The following is a 15,702-nucleotide window of genomic DNA, read 5'->3' as shown; positions in this document are numbered from 1 at the left end:
ACAAAGGACTTCACAACGTTAGGGCAAAATGCAGGTCAGAGTCAAACCGGGATGCCCTCCCTGCCCTGCCCCGGGCTGTGGTTAACCCGGCCTCGCAGCCTGTGGATGAAGTGGCTCACAGGGCCCGTTTTGGAACCACACCGGTGTAATTATCCACAAGCTACTTCCCAGCTATCTTCTGGCCTTTTGATCCCCTAGAGTGGCTCAGTAGCCGATTATCCACGGACTGTGCATAACCCTGTGGATGAAGCTGGACCAGCATCCTGGTTCCGGACTTGGGGCTGCACGTAATGCAGGCACGCAAGTTTTGAGGAACTGATTGATGACAGTAGACGAAGCCAACCACGCCAATACTGTCGGAAGTTCCTGGCGGCGCGTGGTGAACCTTCTCGAGCAGGATGACCGCGTTTCACCGCGGCAACGGGGCTTCGTCATCCTGGCCCAGGCCCAGGGCCTGATCGGTTCCACGCTCCTCGTCGCAGTCCCCAATGAACTCACCCGTGAAGTGCTGCAGACCCAGGTCAAGGATGCCCTGGACGATGCCCTCCACAACGTTTTCTCCGAGGACATCCGCTGCGCCATCGATGTGGACACCGATCTGGTTCCCATCCACCCGGAACCGGAACCCGTCGTCGTACCTGCTTACTCACCGGACCAGCTGATCGAACAGAAGCCGCAGCCCATGCTGCCGAGCACGTCCCATGAATTCGGCCGGCTGAACCCGAAGTACGTTTTTGACACCTTCGTGATCGGCTCGTCCAACCGCTTCGCCCATGCTGCCGCCGTTGCCGTCGCCGAAGCACCCGCCAAGGCCTACAACCCGCTGTTCATCTACGGTGATTCCGGGCTGGGCAAGACCCACCTCCTGCACGCCATCGGCCACTATGCCCGCCGGCTCTACAGCGGAATCCGCGTCCGCTACGTGAATTCCGAAGAGTTCACGAACGACTTCATCAACTCCATCCGGGATGACGAAGGTGCCAGTTTCAAGACCACGTACCGCAACGTGGACGTACTGCTGATCGATGACATCCAGTTCCTGGCCGGTAAGGACCGGACGCTGGAGGAGTTCTTCCATACGTTCAACTCGCTGCACAACAACAACAAACAGGTGGTCATCACCTCGGACCTGCCGCCCAAGCAGCTCGCAGGCTTCGAAGACAGGATGAAGTCGCGCTTCGAGTGGGGCCTTCTCACTGACATCCAGCCGCCGGAACTCGAAACGCGTATTGCCATCCTCCGCAAGAAGGCTCTCAGCGAAGGCCTGTCCGCGCCCGATGACGCCCTCGAATACATCGCCTCCAAGATCTCCAGCAACATCCGGGAACTTGAAGGTGCGCTGATCCGTGTGACGGCGTTCGCAAGCCTGAACCGCCAGCCCGTGGATGTGGCCCTGGCCGAAATGGTGCTCAAGGACCTCATCACCGACGACGGCGCCCAGGAGATCACCTCCAGCCAGATCCTCACCCAGACGGCTGACTACTTCAAGCTCAGCATGGAGGAACTCTGCAGCAAGTCGCGCACCAGGACGCTGGTGACGGCCCGCCAGATTGCGATGTACCTCTGCCGTGAACTCACGGACATGTCCCTCCCCAAGATCGGCCAGGAACTTGGCGGCCGGGACCACACCACGGTGATCCATGCTGACCGCAAGATCCGTGAGCTGATGGCGGAACGGCGTGTGATCTACAACCAGGTCACGGAACTGACCAACCGGATCAAGCAGCAGCAGCGCGACTCCTGAGCCGGCACACTCTTACCTTATTAACAGGCGCATGTGGATAAGCCTGTGGATAGTTAAGGGGACAACCGCGCTTAATGGGCTTAAAACCCTTAAGCCAGCTGTGGATTGGCCTGACGCCGAAAAATGTTATCCCCATCCACAGCCTGTTTAAAACTGCGTCACCCACACTCCATGAACAGGGCTTAACCGCCGGATCCTGCGGTGAGATCGAGTTATCCACAGTTTCCACAGCAGTTATTAACACTACTAATCCCAAGAAATTGATTTCCCTCAAACAACAATCTCGATCCACACCCCGAACGGGCCAAGGTTGCAAGTGCAGCCGAGGGCCTATGGACCCCGGCGGCGGCAGCCGGGGATGGGTTAATCGCAGATCTTCCGGCTAAGCTGTCAGCAGCGCTCCCATCCTCGGGTTTCTTTGTGGTTCGGTTACCGAATCACCATGCAGGTTCGGTGGTTGGGCACTCCTCATTGGACTCCCCAGCGGAGTTCCCGGTTTCGATATGCAGCAGTAATGAAAGGCGGCACCCTTCCGTGAAGTTCAGAGTCGAACGGGACGTCCTGGCAGAAGCCGTCACCTGGACAGCCCGGTCGTTGTCTCCGCGGCCGCCGGTTCCCGTGCTGTCAGGTCTGCTTTTGAAGGCTGAAGGCGGTACGGTCAGCCTCTCGAGTTTTGACTACGAGACCTCAGCGCGGCTGGAAATCGCCGCAGACATCACCACCGAAGGAACCATCCTCGTCTCGGGCCGGCTTCTCGCTGATATCTGCCGCAGTCTCCCGTCCGCCCCAGTTGAAGTCGAGACAGACGGAAACAAAGTCACACTGACCTGCAGGCGGAGCAGCTTCCACCTGGCCACGATGCCCGAGGCCGAGTACCCGCCCTTGCCGGCGTTGCCCACCATCAGCGGAACAGTGCCTGGTGATGCCTTCGCCCAGGCCGTTTCCCAGGTCATCATCGCTGCGAGCAAGGACGACACCCTTCCCATCCTCACCGGCGTACGGATGGAAATTGAGGACGATCTCATCACGCTGCTGGCAACTGACCGCTACCGGCTGGCCATGCGGGAAGTACCGTGGAAACCCGTCACCCCCGGCATCTCCACCAGCGCGCTGGTCAAGGCGAAGACCCTCAACGAAGTAGCCAAGACCCTCGGCAACAGCGGCGACATCAACCTTGCCCTGGCGGATGATGACAGCCGCCTCATCGGTTTCGAAAGCGGCGGCCGCACCACCACGTCGCTGCTTGTGGACGGCGACTACCCCAAGATCCGGTCTCTGTTCCCTGATTCAACCCCCATCCACGCCACGGTCCAGACCCAGGAACTGGTCGAAGCCGTACGCCGCGTATCGCTGGTGGCTGAGCGCAACACCCCGGTCAGGCTCGCTTTCACCGACGGATTGCTTCACCTGGACGCGGGCACCGGCGAGGATGCCCAGGCGTCCGAAGAACTCGAAGCCCAGCTTTCCGGCGATGACATCACCGTCGCGTTCAACCCGCATTACCTGGTTGAGGGTCTCAGCGTCATCGAAACGAAGTTCGTCAGGTTCTCCTTCACCACCGCACCGAAGCCTGCCATGATCACGGCCCAGGCGGACGCCGATGGTGAAGACCAGGACGACTACCGCTACCTGGTTATGCCCGTCAGGCTCCCCAACTAGTCCCACCGCCACCCTCGCCCCGCCAGCTCGGCCAGGGAACCCCTGGCGGCGTGGGCCCACACAGTTGTTGTCGTTCTGAACCTCAAAACGACAACCGACACCCAAATGCAGAAGGAGAACCCGCATCGTGCATATCGGACTGATCGGCCTTGGAAAAATGGGTTTCAACATGCGCGAACGCCTGCGCAAGGGTGGCATTGAAGTCACAGGCTTCGACCGCAACCCCGAGGTCACCGATGTTGCCTCGGTGGACGAACTCATTGCCGCCGTCCCTGCGCCGCGGCTGATCTGGGTCATGGTTCCGTCAGGCGAAATCACCGATGCCGTCATTACCGAACTCGGGAACAAGCTGGACGCCGGCGACCTGGTGATCGACGGCGGCAACTCGCGTTTCACCGAAGATCAGAAGCATGGTGCTGCGCTGGCCGAAAAGGACATCCGGTTCGCGGACTGCGGTGTTTCGGGCGGCGTATGGGGCCTGCAGAACGGGTACGGGCTGATGGCCGGCGGTGACGCTGCGGATATTGAGCGCGCGTTGCCCGTCTTTGATGTACTCCGGCCGGAGGGAGACCGCGCCGACAGCTTCGTCCACGTCGGCGGAATCGGTGCCGGCCACTACGCCAAGATGGTCCACAACGGGATCGAATACGGCCTGATGCAGGCCTACGCCGAGGGCTACCAGCTCCTTGCTTCCAAGGACATTATCAACGATCTCCCAGGAACATTCCGCGCCTGGCAGAAGGGCACCGTGGTCAGGTCCTGGTTGCTGGACCTCGCGGTCAAGGCGCTGGATGAGGATCCCGGACTGCAGAACATTGACGACTACGTCGAGGATTCAGGTGAAGGCCGATGGACGGTCGAAGAAGCCATTGCCAACGCGATTCCCGCACCTGCCATCACGGCCGCTCTGTTCGCGCGCTTCGAATCCCGTGAGGACAGCTCCCCGGCCATGAAGATGGTATCCGCGCTGCGCCACCAGTTCGGCGGGCATGCCACCCGTCCCGCCAAGTAGCAACCAGCCCGGGGCCCGCGGGGTTCCGAGAATTCTGAAGACCGCGTGTACTTAGAACACCTTTCGCTGACTGACTTCCGCAGTTACGCCCAGGTTGACCTTGCCCTCGAACCCGGGGTCACGGTACTGGTGGGCTCAAACGGCATCGGCAAGACCAACCTCATGGAAGCCATTGGCTACCTGGCCACGCTCAGTTCGCACCGGGTCAGTTCCGATGCTCCGCTGCTGCGGTTCGGGACCGACCGGGCGCTGGTTCGGGCCCGCCTGGTCCGGGGCGAACAGACCACAGTGCTGGAACTTGAAATCAATGCCAGCCGGGCAAACCGCGGCCGCATTAACCGCAGCAACCCCGTCCGCGCAAGGGACCTGCTGGGGATCTGCCAGACAGTGCTTTTCGCTCCCGAAGATCTTGCTTTGGTCAAGGGTGACCCCTCAAACCGCCGGCGGTTCCTCGATGAGCTGCTGGTGAGCCTCATTCCCCGTCACTCGGCGACGCGCAGCGACTATGACCGCGTCCTGAAGCAACGTAACGCCCTCCTCAAATCGGCCCGGGCCGGCAAATTCACGTCAGCGCATGAGGCAACTCTGGATGTCTGGGACCAGCACATGGCAAAGGCCGGAGCCGAACTGCTGTACGCAAGGCTGGAACTCGTGGAACGCCTGCGCCCGCACCTGGCCAAGGCTTACGCCCAGCTCACGGACGGATCCAAGGAGGCCGGCGCACTTTACCGCTCCACCCTCCAGAACCTGATGGACGACGACGGCGGCCCTTCATCCGGAAACACCGGTTCCGGAACCGGGATGGCTGGCTCTGCCCCTTCCGGACAGGACGGTGGACCTGAAGAACTCCGGTACCTCTCCGTCGAGGAACTCACCGAACGCTATATCCAGGCATTCGCGGCGTCCCGCCGTAAAGAGCTGGAGCGGGGGATCTCACTGGTGGGGCCACACCGGGATGAGCTTGAGCTGGTTCTCGGTGAAGCACCTGCAAAGGGCTATGCCTCCCACGGCGAAACCTGGTCCATGTGCCTCTCGCTCCGGCTGGCCTCCTACTACGTCATGCTGGACGACGCCCGGACCGGCGGTTCCGCTCCCATCCTGATTCTTGACGATGTTTTTGCCGAGCTCGATGTGCAGCGGCGGCGTAAACTGGCGGCAATAGTCTCCGGCGCGGAACAGGTCCTGGTGACCGCCGCCGTCGAGGCCGATATTCCGGCGGAACTGTCCGGCCGGCGGGTGAAGGTTATCCCGGGAGGAATCGATGAGTAGGGACGAGAGGAACGGCGGGCTGCAGCCCGGCCGCGATCCCGACAACATTGATGCCCCGCAGGCTGCGCTGAACCGGATGCGGGAGGCTGCTGCGGCGCGCGGGGAAATCCGGCGTAAAGCGTCCCCTCCGGTGGGTTCGGCCAAGGCAAAACGCGGAATCCGGGACACCCGCGGCTTCAGCCAGTTCCACTCGACCGGCCGGGACCCGCTGGGCCTGGGCAAGGTTGTGGGACGCCTTGTGGCGGAACGCGGCTGGACCTCGCCCGTGGCGGTGGGATCGGTGATGGCCGAATGGGCAACCCTGGTTGGTCCGGAAATCTCCGCGCATTGCACGCCGGAAAGCTTCGCCGATACCACTCTGCACGTCCGCACCGACTCGACAGCCTGGGCTACCCAGCTGCGTCTGTTGAGCATCAGCCTGCTGGAGAAATTCCGCACCGAACTGGGCGACGGCGTGGTGACCAGCATCCAGGTGCTCGGCCCCTCGGCACCCAGCTGGCGCAAGGGCGGCCGTACCGTCAACGGCCGGGGACCCCGCGATACCTACGGTTAGCCCGCCGTCGGACCTTGTATCTCCGTTCGGCGGCGTGTAGGGCGGTCTAACCGCCCTGAGGCGTATAGGCACCCGGCGGCCGCACCGCAAGGGCGCCCTAGGCGTGATCAATGGCCAGACACAGGCAAAGACAGGTACGGCGACGCCTCTGGAATGCGGGGTTGCGGCACATTTCACGATAGAATCACATGAGATAACTGGGCGCCGGTGAAACGTTGACTGAGTCCGTTCTCCGTATGCCCTCAGCAGGCGGACTTCGGTTCTGCAGGTCGACCTACTCTTCAGCGCCATCAGCTTGTGCCTGTTGGCGGGTGCTTTCCCTTGGAAAGAATTCGCCGGCCATCATCGAAAAAGAGGAGTCGACAGCACCTGTGGCTAACGACATGACAGATACCCAGGCAGTGGAGCGCGCAGCGGAGGATGTCCCCACCCCCGGCACTCCGGCGGAAGCCGTGACTCCGAGGGAATACGGTGCCAGCGACATCACAGTGCTTGAGGGCCTCGAAGCGGTCCGGAAGCGCCCTGGCATGTACATCGGATCCACCGGGCTCCGGGGCCTCCACCACCTGGTCTATGAAGTGGTGGACAACTCCGTCGATGAGGCCCTGGCCGGATACTGCACGCACATTGAAGTAGTCCTCCAGGCCGACGGCGGCGTCAAGGTTGTGGACGACGGCCGCGGTATCCCCGTGGACATGCACCCGACTGAGCACAAACCCACCGTCGAAGTGGTTATGACCATCCTCCACGCCGGTGGCAAATTCGGCGGCGGCGGTTACGCGGTTTCCGGCGGCCTCCACGGTGTAGGCATCTCCGTAGTCAACGCGCTCTCCAGCCGGGTGAACACTGAAGTCCGGCGCCAGGGCCACGTGTGGCGGATGTCCTTCGCCGACGGCGGCAAGCCCCAGGGCGGACTGGTCCAGGGCGAAGAGACCGACCAGACCGGAACGACCCAGACGTTCTATCCTGACGCCGGCATCTTCGAATCCACAGACTTCGATTTCGAAACCCTCCGCGCCCGGTTCCAGCAGATGGCCTTCCTGAACAAAGGCCTGCGCATCACGCTGACCGACGAGCGGACCCCCACGGAAAATGCAGCCTCCGCTGAGGACCTGGACCTGGACGCGGTGGTTACCGAAGGTGAAGTGACCGCAGAACACCGCACCGTGGTGTACCAGTACGACGACGGCCTGCTGGACTATGTAAAGCACCTGAACTCGGGCAAAAAGGTGGACGTGGTCCATGAGGATGTCATCTCCTTCGAGACCGAGGACACGGAACGCCACATCGCCCTGGAAATGGCCATGCAGTGGACCAACGCCTATTCGGAGAGTGTTCACACCTACGCCAACACCATCAACACCCATGAGGGCGGAACCCACGAAGAGGGCTTCCGCGCCGCCATGACCTCGCTCATCAACCGTTATGCGCGGGAGAAGGGCATCATCAAGGAAAAGGATGACAACCTCACCGGTGATGACATCCGTGAAGGCCTGACCGCAGTCATCTCCGTCAAGCTCGCCGAACCGCAGTTCGAGGGCCAGACCAAGACGAAGCTGGGCAACTCTGAAGTTAAGGGCTTCGTCCAGCGCGTGGTCACGGACGGCCTGGGCGACTGGCTGGAACGGAACCCCGGTCCGGCCCGCGATGTCATTCGGAAGGCAATCTCCGCCGCCCAGGCCCGTATGGCTGCCCGGAAGGCGCGCGACAACGCCCGGCGCAAGAGTCCGCTGGAGTCCTTCGGGATGCCCGGCAAGCTCTCGGACTGCTCCTCCAAGGACCCCGCCCGCTGTGAGGTCTACATCGTGGAGGGTGACTCCGCCGGCGGTTCCGCCAAACGCGGCCGCAACCCGGAAACCCAGGCAATCCTCCCGCTGCGCGGCAAGATCCTTAACGTGGAGCGCGCCCGTTTGGACAAGGCGCTCGGCAACGCCGAAGTCCAGTCCATGATCACGGCCTTCGGCACCGGCATCGGTGAGGACTTCGACCTCGGCAAGCTCAGGTACCACAAGATCGTGCTGATGGCCGACGCCGATGTTGACGGCCAGCACATCACCACCTTGCTGATGACGCTGCTGTTCCGCTACATGCGCCCGTTGATCGAGAACGGCTATGTGTACCTGGCGCAGCCGCCGCTGTACCGGATCAAGTGGTCCAACGCGCCGCACGACTACGTCTTCAGCGACAAACAGCGCGATGCCAAGCTCGTCTCCGGACAGGCTGCCGGACGCCGAATCCCCAAGGACAACGGAATCCAGCGCTACAAGGGCCTCGGCGAGATGGACTACACCGAGCTCTGGGACACCACCATGGACCCGGACAACCGCACCCTGCTGCAGGTCACCATGGATGATGCCCTCGCCGCGGACCAGATTTTCTCCACTTTGATGGGCGAAGACGTGGAATCGCGCCGCAACTTCATCCAGCAGAACGCCAAGGACGTCAGGTTCCTGGATATCTAGCCGGCCCCCCGCCTAGATATTCCATAACCGACATATACCTGAAACGGAAAAGATAAACGATGAGTGACGAGACACCTGAGAACCCGGCGGGATCAGCCGATCTTCCGGAAGACGTGCTTGTAGGCGATGTGCTGGTAGACCGCGTGGAGCAGGTGGACCTGCAGACGGAGATGCAGCGCTCCTACCTTGACTACGCCATGGCCGTCATTGTTGGCCGCGCCCTGCCTGATGTGCGCGACGGCTTGAAGCCGGTGCATCGCCGCGTGCTGTACGCGATGTTCGACGGCGGCTACCGCCCGGACCGTTCGTTCAACAAATGCGCCCGTGTGGTGGGCGAAGTCATGGGCCAGTACCACCCCCACGGCGACACCGCCATCTACGATGCGCTGGTCCGGCTGATCCAGGACTGGACCATGCGCTACCCGCTGGCTCTGGGCCAGGGCAACTTCGGCTCACCCGGCAACGACGGCGCTGCCGCCCCCCGGTACACCGAGACCAAGATGGCGCAGCTGGCCATGGAGATGGTCCGCGACATCGACGAGGAAACCGTCGATTTCCAGGACAACTATGACGGCAAGAACCAGGAACCCACTATCCTGCCGGCGCGGTTCCCCAACCTGCTGGTCAACGGATCCTCCGGCATCGCCGTGGGTATGGCCACCAACATTCCGCCGCACAACCTTCGCGAGGTGGCCGACGGCGTCCAGTGGTACCTGGCGAATCCGACCGCCACCCGCGAGGAACTGCTCGAAGAGCTGTTGCTGCGCGTCAAGGGACCCGATTTCCCCACCGGAGCAACAATCCTCGGCCACCGGGGTATTGAGGACGCTTACCGGACGGGCCGCGGCTCGGTCACCATGCGCGCTGTGGTTAACGTCGAGGAACTCCAGGGCCGCACCTGCCTGGTGGTCACCGAACTGCCGTACCAGGCCAACCCGGACAACCTTGCCATCAAGATCGCCGAACTGGTCAAGGACGGAAAGATCTCCGGGATCGCTGACCTCCGCGACGAGACCTCGGGCCGCACCGGCCAGCGCCTGGTGATTGTGCTCAAGCGCGACGCCGTTGCCAAGGTGGTGCTGAACAACCTCTACAAGCACACCGAACTCCAGAGCAACTTCTCCGCCAACATGCTGGCAATCGTCGACGGCGTTCCCCGCACGCTGAGCCTGGACGCTTTTATCCGCCACTGGGTAACGCACCAGATGGACGTCATTGCACGCCGGACCCGTTACCGCCTGCGCAAGGCCGAAGAAGAAGCGCACATCCTGCGTGCGCTGCTGAAGGCCTTGGACGCCTTGGATGCGGTCATTGCACTCATCCGAGCCTCCAATACCACCGAGGCCGCGCGCGATGGCCTGATGGAATTGCTGGACATCGACGAACTGCAGGCCAGGGCCATCCTGGACATGCAGCTGCGCCGCCTGGCAGCCCTGGAGCGCCAGAAGATCCAGGACCGCCACGCTGAACTCGAAGCGCTGATCGCGGAATACACCTCCATCCTGGAATCTGAACACCGTCAGCGGGAGATCATCAGCACCGAACTCGGCGAGATCGTCGCCAAGCATGGTGATGACCGCCGGACCAAGATCCTGATGGGCTTCGACGGCGACATGTCCATGGAGGACCTGATTCCCGAAGAGGAAATGGTTGTCACGATTACCCGTGGCGGCTACGTCAAGCGCACCCGCAGCGACAACTACCGGTCCCAGCAGCGCGGCGGCAAGGGCATCAAGGGTGCCCAGCTCCGTGGAGATGACGTGGTGGAGCACTTCTTCGTGACCACAACCCACCACTGGCTGCTGTTCTTCACCAACCTGGGCCGTGTCTACCGGGCCAAAGCCTACGAACTGGTGGAAGCCGGCCGGGATGCCAAGGGCCAGCACGTGGCCAACCTGTTGGCTTTCCAGCCGGATGAGCACATCGCACAGGTCCTGGACCTGAAGGACTACCAGCAGTCCCCGTACCTGGTCCTGGCCACCAAGCGCGGCCTGGTCAAGAAAACGCGCCTGGAGGATTACGACACCAACCGCTCCGCGGGTGTCATCGCAATCAACCTGCGCGACGGCGACGAACTCGTCTCCGCCCAGCTGGTCTCCGAAACGGACGATCTGATGCTGGTGTCACGCATGGGACAGTCCATCCGCTTCACCGCCACAGACGATGCGCTGCGCCCCATGGGCCGCGCAACGTCGGGCGTCACTGGAATGAAGTTCCGCGAGGACGACGAACTGCTGGCGGCCGACGTCGTCACTGACGGATCGTTTGTCTTCGTGGTCACCGAGGGCGGGTATGCCAAGCGCACTGCGGTAGAGGAATACCGCCTCCAGGGCCGTGGCGGCCTGGGAATCAAGGTGGGCAAGTACCAGGAGGAACGCGGGCACCTGGTGGGCGCACTGATTGTCCAGGAAGAGGATGAGGTCCTGGTGGTGATGGAAGGCGGCAAGGTTGTCCGTTCATCCGTGACCGGCGTTCCTGCAAAGGGCCGCGACACCATGGGAGTCATCTTCGCGAAGCCGGACAAGAACGACCGCATCATCGAGGTGGCCAGGAACAGCGAACGCGGCCTTGAGGGCGAAGAATCCGCGGACGATGACGTAACGTTGGCTGAAGATGGCGGTTCCCCCGAGGGATCCGCAGGGTCAGCATCAATGGCAGAAACATCACCGGCTGTTGAGTCAGAGGACGCCTCCGGCGACGCTGAGCCGAACGAAGACTACACCGGAGGTAACGAGTGAGTAATCCCGACTCATATCCCAAGCCGAACAGCGCTTCTCCCGCTGGAACGCCGCAACCCGCGGCCGCGCCGCGGGTGAACGCACCCGTCCGGCCGCAGCAGCGTCCGGCCGCACCGGCGGGAGCCCCGTCTGCTGCCCCGGGCCAGCGCCCCGCCACTCCGGGCCAGCGCCCGGCACAGGGCCAGCCTGTCCAGCGTTCAGCCCAGGCACCGGCCGGCCAGCGCCCCCCGCAGGGCAGGCCTTTGCAGGGCCAGCCAGGCCAGGGCCAGCGCCCGGCCCAGGCCCAGCCCGGACTGGTCAAGCCTGCACCCAAGGCCAAGGTCAGGCGCGCGCGGCTGCTGGTCAGCAAGGTTGACCCCTGGTCCGTCCTGAAGATGGCGTTCCTGCTGTCTGTGGCGTTGGGAATCGTCACCGTTGTCGCAGCGATCGTGCTATGGACCGTCCTGGACCTTACCGGGATCTTCGATCAGGTGGACAGCCTCCTGGGGACCCTGGCCGGTTCCGAAGGCGGCGGGTTCGAACTGAAGAAGGTTGCATCCCTTGGCCAGGTGGCTTCCTTTGCCACCATCATTGCCGTGGTCAACGTTGTCCTGCTGACTGCCCTGTCCATGCTCTCAGCGGTGCTGTACAACATCTCCGCCACCCTCGTGGGTGGCATCGGCGTGACCCTCACGGACGACTGAAATCCCACTATTTTCCGGTTATTCTTCCGGAAAATGCCTCGATTTGAGATCGGGCCGGGATGTGCTGTAAAGTCGTATCTCGGCCCGATGAGGCATCGGGGCGTATAGCTCAGGCGGTTAGAGCGCTTCGCTGATAACGAAGAGGTCCCAGGTTCAAGTCCTGGTACGCCCACGGAACCTGTGCAGGTTCTCTGGAGTGATCCAGTCTGCTTCGGCAGGCAGGATCGGAATGGGGTGCATGTGAAGAAGTTGCTCGCAATTGCAGCTGCGGTCGCAGGCATCCTGCTCTACAGGAAAGCACAGGAATCCGAGGCCCGGAAAACAGTCTGGAGCCAGTCGACCGATTCGGTCGAATAGGCTTCGGGACCCGGTCCGGGAGCTGGCAAGAGGCTCCAGGGATTCAGGGTATGATTGACGGGTTGCTTCTTATGGGGGCATGGCGCAATTGGTAGCGCACCTGCTTTGCAAGCAGGGGGTTCGGGGTTCGAGTCCCCGTGCCTCCACCATAAGGGAAGTCCCGGACAGCGAATAGCTGTCCGGGGCTTTTTCGTTAAGCGGACCATTAGGGTTGAACGGTGAACTTCTTTCTGGCGGCTATCGGCGTCCTCGGCGTAGCCTCTTCCGGGCCCCTGATTGCCGCTACGCTGGGTGCCACCACGGTGAGCGCCCTGGCCATCGCCTTCTGGCGGAACGCCATCGGGGCTGCTGTGATGGCCACTCCCACGCTGGTCCGTGAACCGCGGCAGTTCGGCCGGATTACGGCGCCGGAGTTCCGCTGGTCGCTGTTGGCGGCCGTGGCGCTGGCACTGCACTTTGCCTGCTTCATCACCTCCCTCCAGCTCACCTCCGTGGCGGCGGCAACGGCGTTGGTCTGCCTGCAGTCAGCCTGGATCGCCGTCTTCCAGCTCTTCCGGGGGACCCGGCACCGCTGGCAGGTTCTCGTGGGGCTGGGTATTGCCTTTGGCGGCGTGGTCACCATCACCGGGTTCGATATGGGATCCTCCACTGATGCCCTCGTGGGAGACCTGCTGGCGGTTGCCGGCGGTGCCCTGGCCGGCCTGTACACGCTGGCCGGCGGCAAGGCCCGGCAGACCATGACCACGGGAACCTACACCACGCTGTGTTACGGGATGTGCGCTGCCCTCGTGGCCGTGCTGGCGCTCTTCAGCGGCCAGCCCCTGGTGGGGTTCGACGCCGTAGGCTGGCTGGGCATCGCTGCCATCACTGTCTGTGCCCAGTTGGTGGGCCACACGGCCTTCAACCACCTGCTCGCCACCATGAGCCCGCTGCTGGTGTCCATGATCATTCTGCTGGAGATCCCCGGCGCAGCCCTGCTGGCAGCCGTGTTCCTGGACGAGACGCTCCCGGGTGGCACGTATGCCGGACTGGCACTCATCCTGGTGGGCCTCGCCGTCGTGGTCCTCGGACAACGCTCCGTCGGAGCGCGGCAGCACCGCGCTGAGGCGGCGGCCGGCACACAGGCGGGGGAACCGCCGTCGGACCGTCTCGCGGAGCTGGGAACTGACTGACCCCTGCGGCGTTACTGGCCGCCGCGGCGGACTGGCTGGGCTGTATTGACGGTGTGGATCGCCCGCAGGAGCTTGGCCGGGAAGTAGACGGAGAAGAACACCACCATGGGTGCTTTGAGGGCCATTTTTTTGACGTTGTGTGCTTTGTAGGTGCGGTCGAACCGCGTCACGTAATAGCGGTAGTCGCGAGGCGAATCCTCAAGCCGGCGCGCAGACATTCCGGACACCATCTGTGGCCAGTACTGAACCTTGAGATCGTGATCGGCGAGGTGCAGTGAGAGGTCGATGTCCTCGTGCATCTCGTCCTTCTCATCGCGGCAGGTTTCGTCGCGGATGGTTTCCCAGGCGGTGGCTCGCAGGGCCATGTTGGAGCCAAAGAGGAAATGGTACTGGTGCTTGGCGAGCTTCAGCATCAGCTGGCGCATTTTATCGTCAGCCTTGAGCCCGAAGCGCCGCATCGGCATGTCGTAGTAGACCACCGGCCCGGTGGCTGCCTGGACTGACTGGTCCTGGAAAGCCTTCTGAACCTGCTCCACCCAGTCAGGCTCCACCACCGAATCGGCGTCAATACGGCCCAGGATGTCCCCGGTGGCGCTGTTCAGGCCGAAGTTTCGTGTGGGGATCAGCCCTTGGTCTTTGTCCTGGCTCAGCAGGAGGATAGGGCTTTCGGGGTACTCAAGCTGCATTTGGCCCACGATGGCCGCGGTCCGGTCCGTAGACAAATTGTCCACAACGATGATCTCGTGGGCCGGCACCGACTGGTAGACCGCAGCAATGAGGCACTGCCGGATCACGCTCTCCTCGTTATATGCCGGGATGACAATGGACACGCGCGGCAGCAGTGCTGCGTCGTTCAAGGCATCCCCAGAGGATTTATCGGCTGACATCAGTCCAAATTTAGCACCGATCCCCACCCGCCTGTCCGCCGACAAGGGTAATGGCGCGGGTAACATCCGGAAAACACTGAAGGGGTCCCGGCCTGTGAACTGGTCACAGGGGAACCCCTTCAGTGGTGCAGCTGCCTGGCGGCAGCCTGTGTTCTAGTGCTCGGTCTTGTCTGCGGAACCGTTCATGTTCGATGCGATGTTCTTCATGGCCGTCTTGGCGTCAGTGGAACCCTTCGCGGCGGTGTCAGCCGAATCGTCAGCGAGGTGCTTGGCCGGCTCATCAGTTGAGTCCTTGACTTCCTCGGCAACATCCTCCGTATTGCCGGCAACCACGCCCGCGGTGGAAGCGGTGGCGGCTGCGGCCTTGCTGGCAGCATCCTCGGTTGCGTCCTTGACTTCGTTAACCGTGGTGGCGGGAACCGGAGCCGGGGTGGGCGTCACAGGAGACGGAGTCTTCCACGGATCCTCCACAGGCTTGGAAGCCTTCCAGGCAGCAACACCTGCAGCCACTGCCGCAGCGATGATGCCGAATACCAGCCAGCCGCGCTTCTTGGGCTTTTCCGGCTCCGCGAGCTGGATGCCCACGGCCCTGCCAGCTTCGTGCGCCGCTGCCTTGAGATGGGTGCCGGCAGTCTGTGCCTGGTCCTGGAGGGCGTGGACGATGCCAACGTCTCCGAGCTTACGGGCCACCGCGTCCACCTGTGCCGGGGCGCCTTCCAGCGTCCGGTGGACGGCCTCGGAGGCGTGGCCGATCTGGTCAGAAAGGCGCGGCAGGTATTCCACCACGACGCGGTCGCGGGCGTTGAGGATAGCCGGCGTGGCCTTATCCAGTGCTTCGTGAAGGCGCGGGGTGGTGCCCTCTACAGCATCGTGGATCTTCGGCGCGAGGTGCGCGAGCCCGTCCTGGATGCGCGGAGTTACGGTTGCGACGCCGTCGGCAAGGTTGTGGGCAGCGGACTTAAGCCCTTCCTGGATCTTCGGAGATGCGGTATCCAGGCTGTGCTGCAGGCGGGGCACGGCCCAATCCACGGCTGCTTCCACGCGGGGGGATGCCCAGTCCTTTGCATACTCGACTGCGTTGTTGACTGACTGCTCGAGGTCACGGGCAATACGATCCGACTTCTTCACAACTACCTCCCGATTAATGTGACGGTTTTGTTGTTAGC

General features: G+C 62.7%; 12 protein-coding genes and 2 tRNA genes. 12 read left to right on the top strand and 2 right to left on the bottom strand.

The window, feature by feature from the left end:
• The first annotated feature begins 322 nt into the window (after positions 1–322).
• The 12 genes from dnaA (at position 323) to ACP7AX_RS12610 (ending at position 13,649) form a co-directional block, all read left to right on the top strand.
• Positions 323–1,744, top strand: a complete 1,422-nt coding sequence (gene dnaA, locus ACP7AX_RS12665; protein ID WP_131683525.1) for a chromosomal replication initiator protein DnaA — start codon at positions 323–325, stop codon at positions 1,742–1,744.
• A 534-nt stretch (positions 1,745–2,278) separates the two neighbouring features.
• Complete coding sequence (gene dnaN / locus ACP7AX_RS12660) at positions 2,279–3,403, top strand: DNA polymerase III subunit beta (RefSeq protein WP_131683526.1); 1,125 nt, start codon at positions 2,279–2,281, stop codon at positions 3,401–3,403.
• A gap of 127 nt (positions 3,404–3,530) precedes the next feature.
• A complete protein-coding gene (gene gnd / locus ACP7AX_RS12655; protein ID WP_426226743.1) occupies positions 3,531–4,415 on the top strand; it encodes a phosphogluconate dehydrogenase (NAD(+)-dependent, decarboxylating) in 885 nt (294 codons plus the stop codon).
• 45 nt (positions 4,416–4,460) lie between these two features.
• Entirely contained in the window at positions 4,461–5,684 is a 1,224-nt protein-coding gene (gene recF / locus ACP7AX_RS12650) for a DNA replication/repair protein RecF (RefSeq protein WP_131683528.1), read from the top strand.
• Positions 5,677–6,237 (top strand): DUF721 domain-containing protein, encoded by a 561-nt coding sequence (locus tag ACP7AX_RS12645; RefSeq protein WP_426226742.1) that lies wholly within the window; start codon positions 5,677–5,679, stop codon positions 6,235–6,237. Before recF ends, ACP7AX_RS12645 begins: the two co-directional genes overlap by 8 nt.
• 371 nt (positions 6,238–6,608) lie before the next feature.
• Positions 6,609–8,699, top strand: a complete 2,091-nt coding sequence (gene gyrB, locus ACP7AX_RS12640; protein WP_426226741.1) for a DNA topoisomerase (ATP-hydrolyzing) subunit B — start codon at positions 6,609–6,611, stop codon at positions 8,697–8,699.
• Positions 8,700–8,758: 59 nt separating this feature from the next.
• Positions 8,759–11,437, top strand: a complete 2,679-nt coding sequence (gene gyrA, locus ACP7AX_RS12635) for a DNA gyrase subunit A (protein WP_131683531.1) — start codon at positions 8,759–8,761, stop codon at positions 11,435–11,437.
• Complete coding sequence (locus ACP7AX_RS12630; RefSeq protein WP_131683532.1) at positions 11,434–12,120, top strand: DUF3566 domain-containing protein; 687 nt, start codon at positions 11,434–11,436, stop codon at positions 12,118–12,120. Before gyrA ends, ACP7AX_RS12630 begins: the two co-directional genes overlap by 4 nt.
• A 98-nt stretch (positions 12,121–12,218) precedes the next feature.
• Positions 12,219–12,292: transfer RNA gene (locus tag ACP7AX_RS12625), tRNA-Ile, on the top strand.
• Between the two features lie 8 nt (positions 12,293–12,300).
• Positions 12,301–12,477, top strand: coding sequence for a DLW-39 family protein (locus ACP7AX_RS12620; RefSeq protein ID WP_426226740.1), 177 nt, complete (start codon positions 12,301–12,303; stop codon positions 12,475–12,477).
• 73 nt (positions 12,478–12,550) lie between these two features.
• Positions 12,551–12,626: transfer RNA gene (locus ACP7AX_RS12615), tRNA-Ala, on the top strand.
• Between the two features lie 69 nt (positions 12,627–12,695).
• A complete protein-coding gene (locus ACP7AX_RS12610; RefSeq protein WP_426226739.1) occupies positions 12,696–13,649 on the top strand; it encodes a DMT family transporter in 954 nt (317 codons plus the stop codon).
• A gap of 11 nt (positions 13,650–13,660) precedes the next feature.
• On the opposite strand, the gene ACP7AX_RS12605 is transcribed toward ACP7AX_RS12610, so the two are convergent.
• Together ACP7AX_RS12605 and ACP7AX_RS12600 are read right to left on the bottom strand one after the other, a co-directional pair.
• Entirely contained in the window at positions 13,661–14,536 is an 876-nt protein-coding gene (locus ACP7AX_RS12605; RefSeq protein WP_131683534.1) for a glycosyltransferase, read from the bottom strand.
• Positions 14,537–14,689: 153 nt separating this feature from the next.
• Positions 14,690–15,664, bottom strand: coding sequence for a hypothetical protein (locus ACP7AX_RS12600; RefSeq protein WP_426226738.1), 975 nt, complete (start codon positions 15,662–15,664; stop codon positions 14,690–14,692).
• Positions 15,665–15,702 lie beyond the last annotated feature (38 nt).

It is taken from the genome of Pseudarthrobacter sp. DSP2-3-2b1 (assembly GCF_049895945.1).
GTDB lineage: Bacteria > Actinomycetota > Actinomycetes > Actinomycetales > Micrococcaceae > Arthrobacter.
This window is presented reverse-complemented; position numbering and strand designations above follow the sequence as displayed.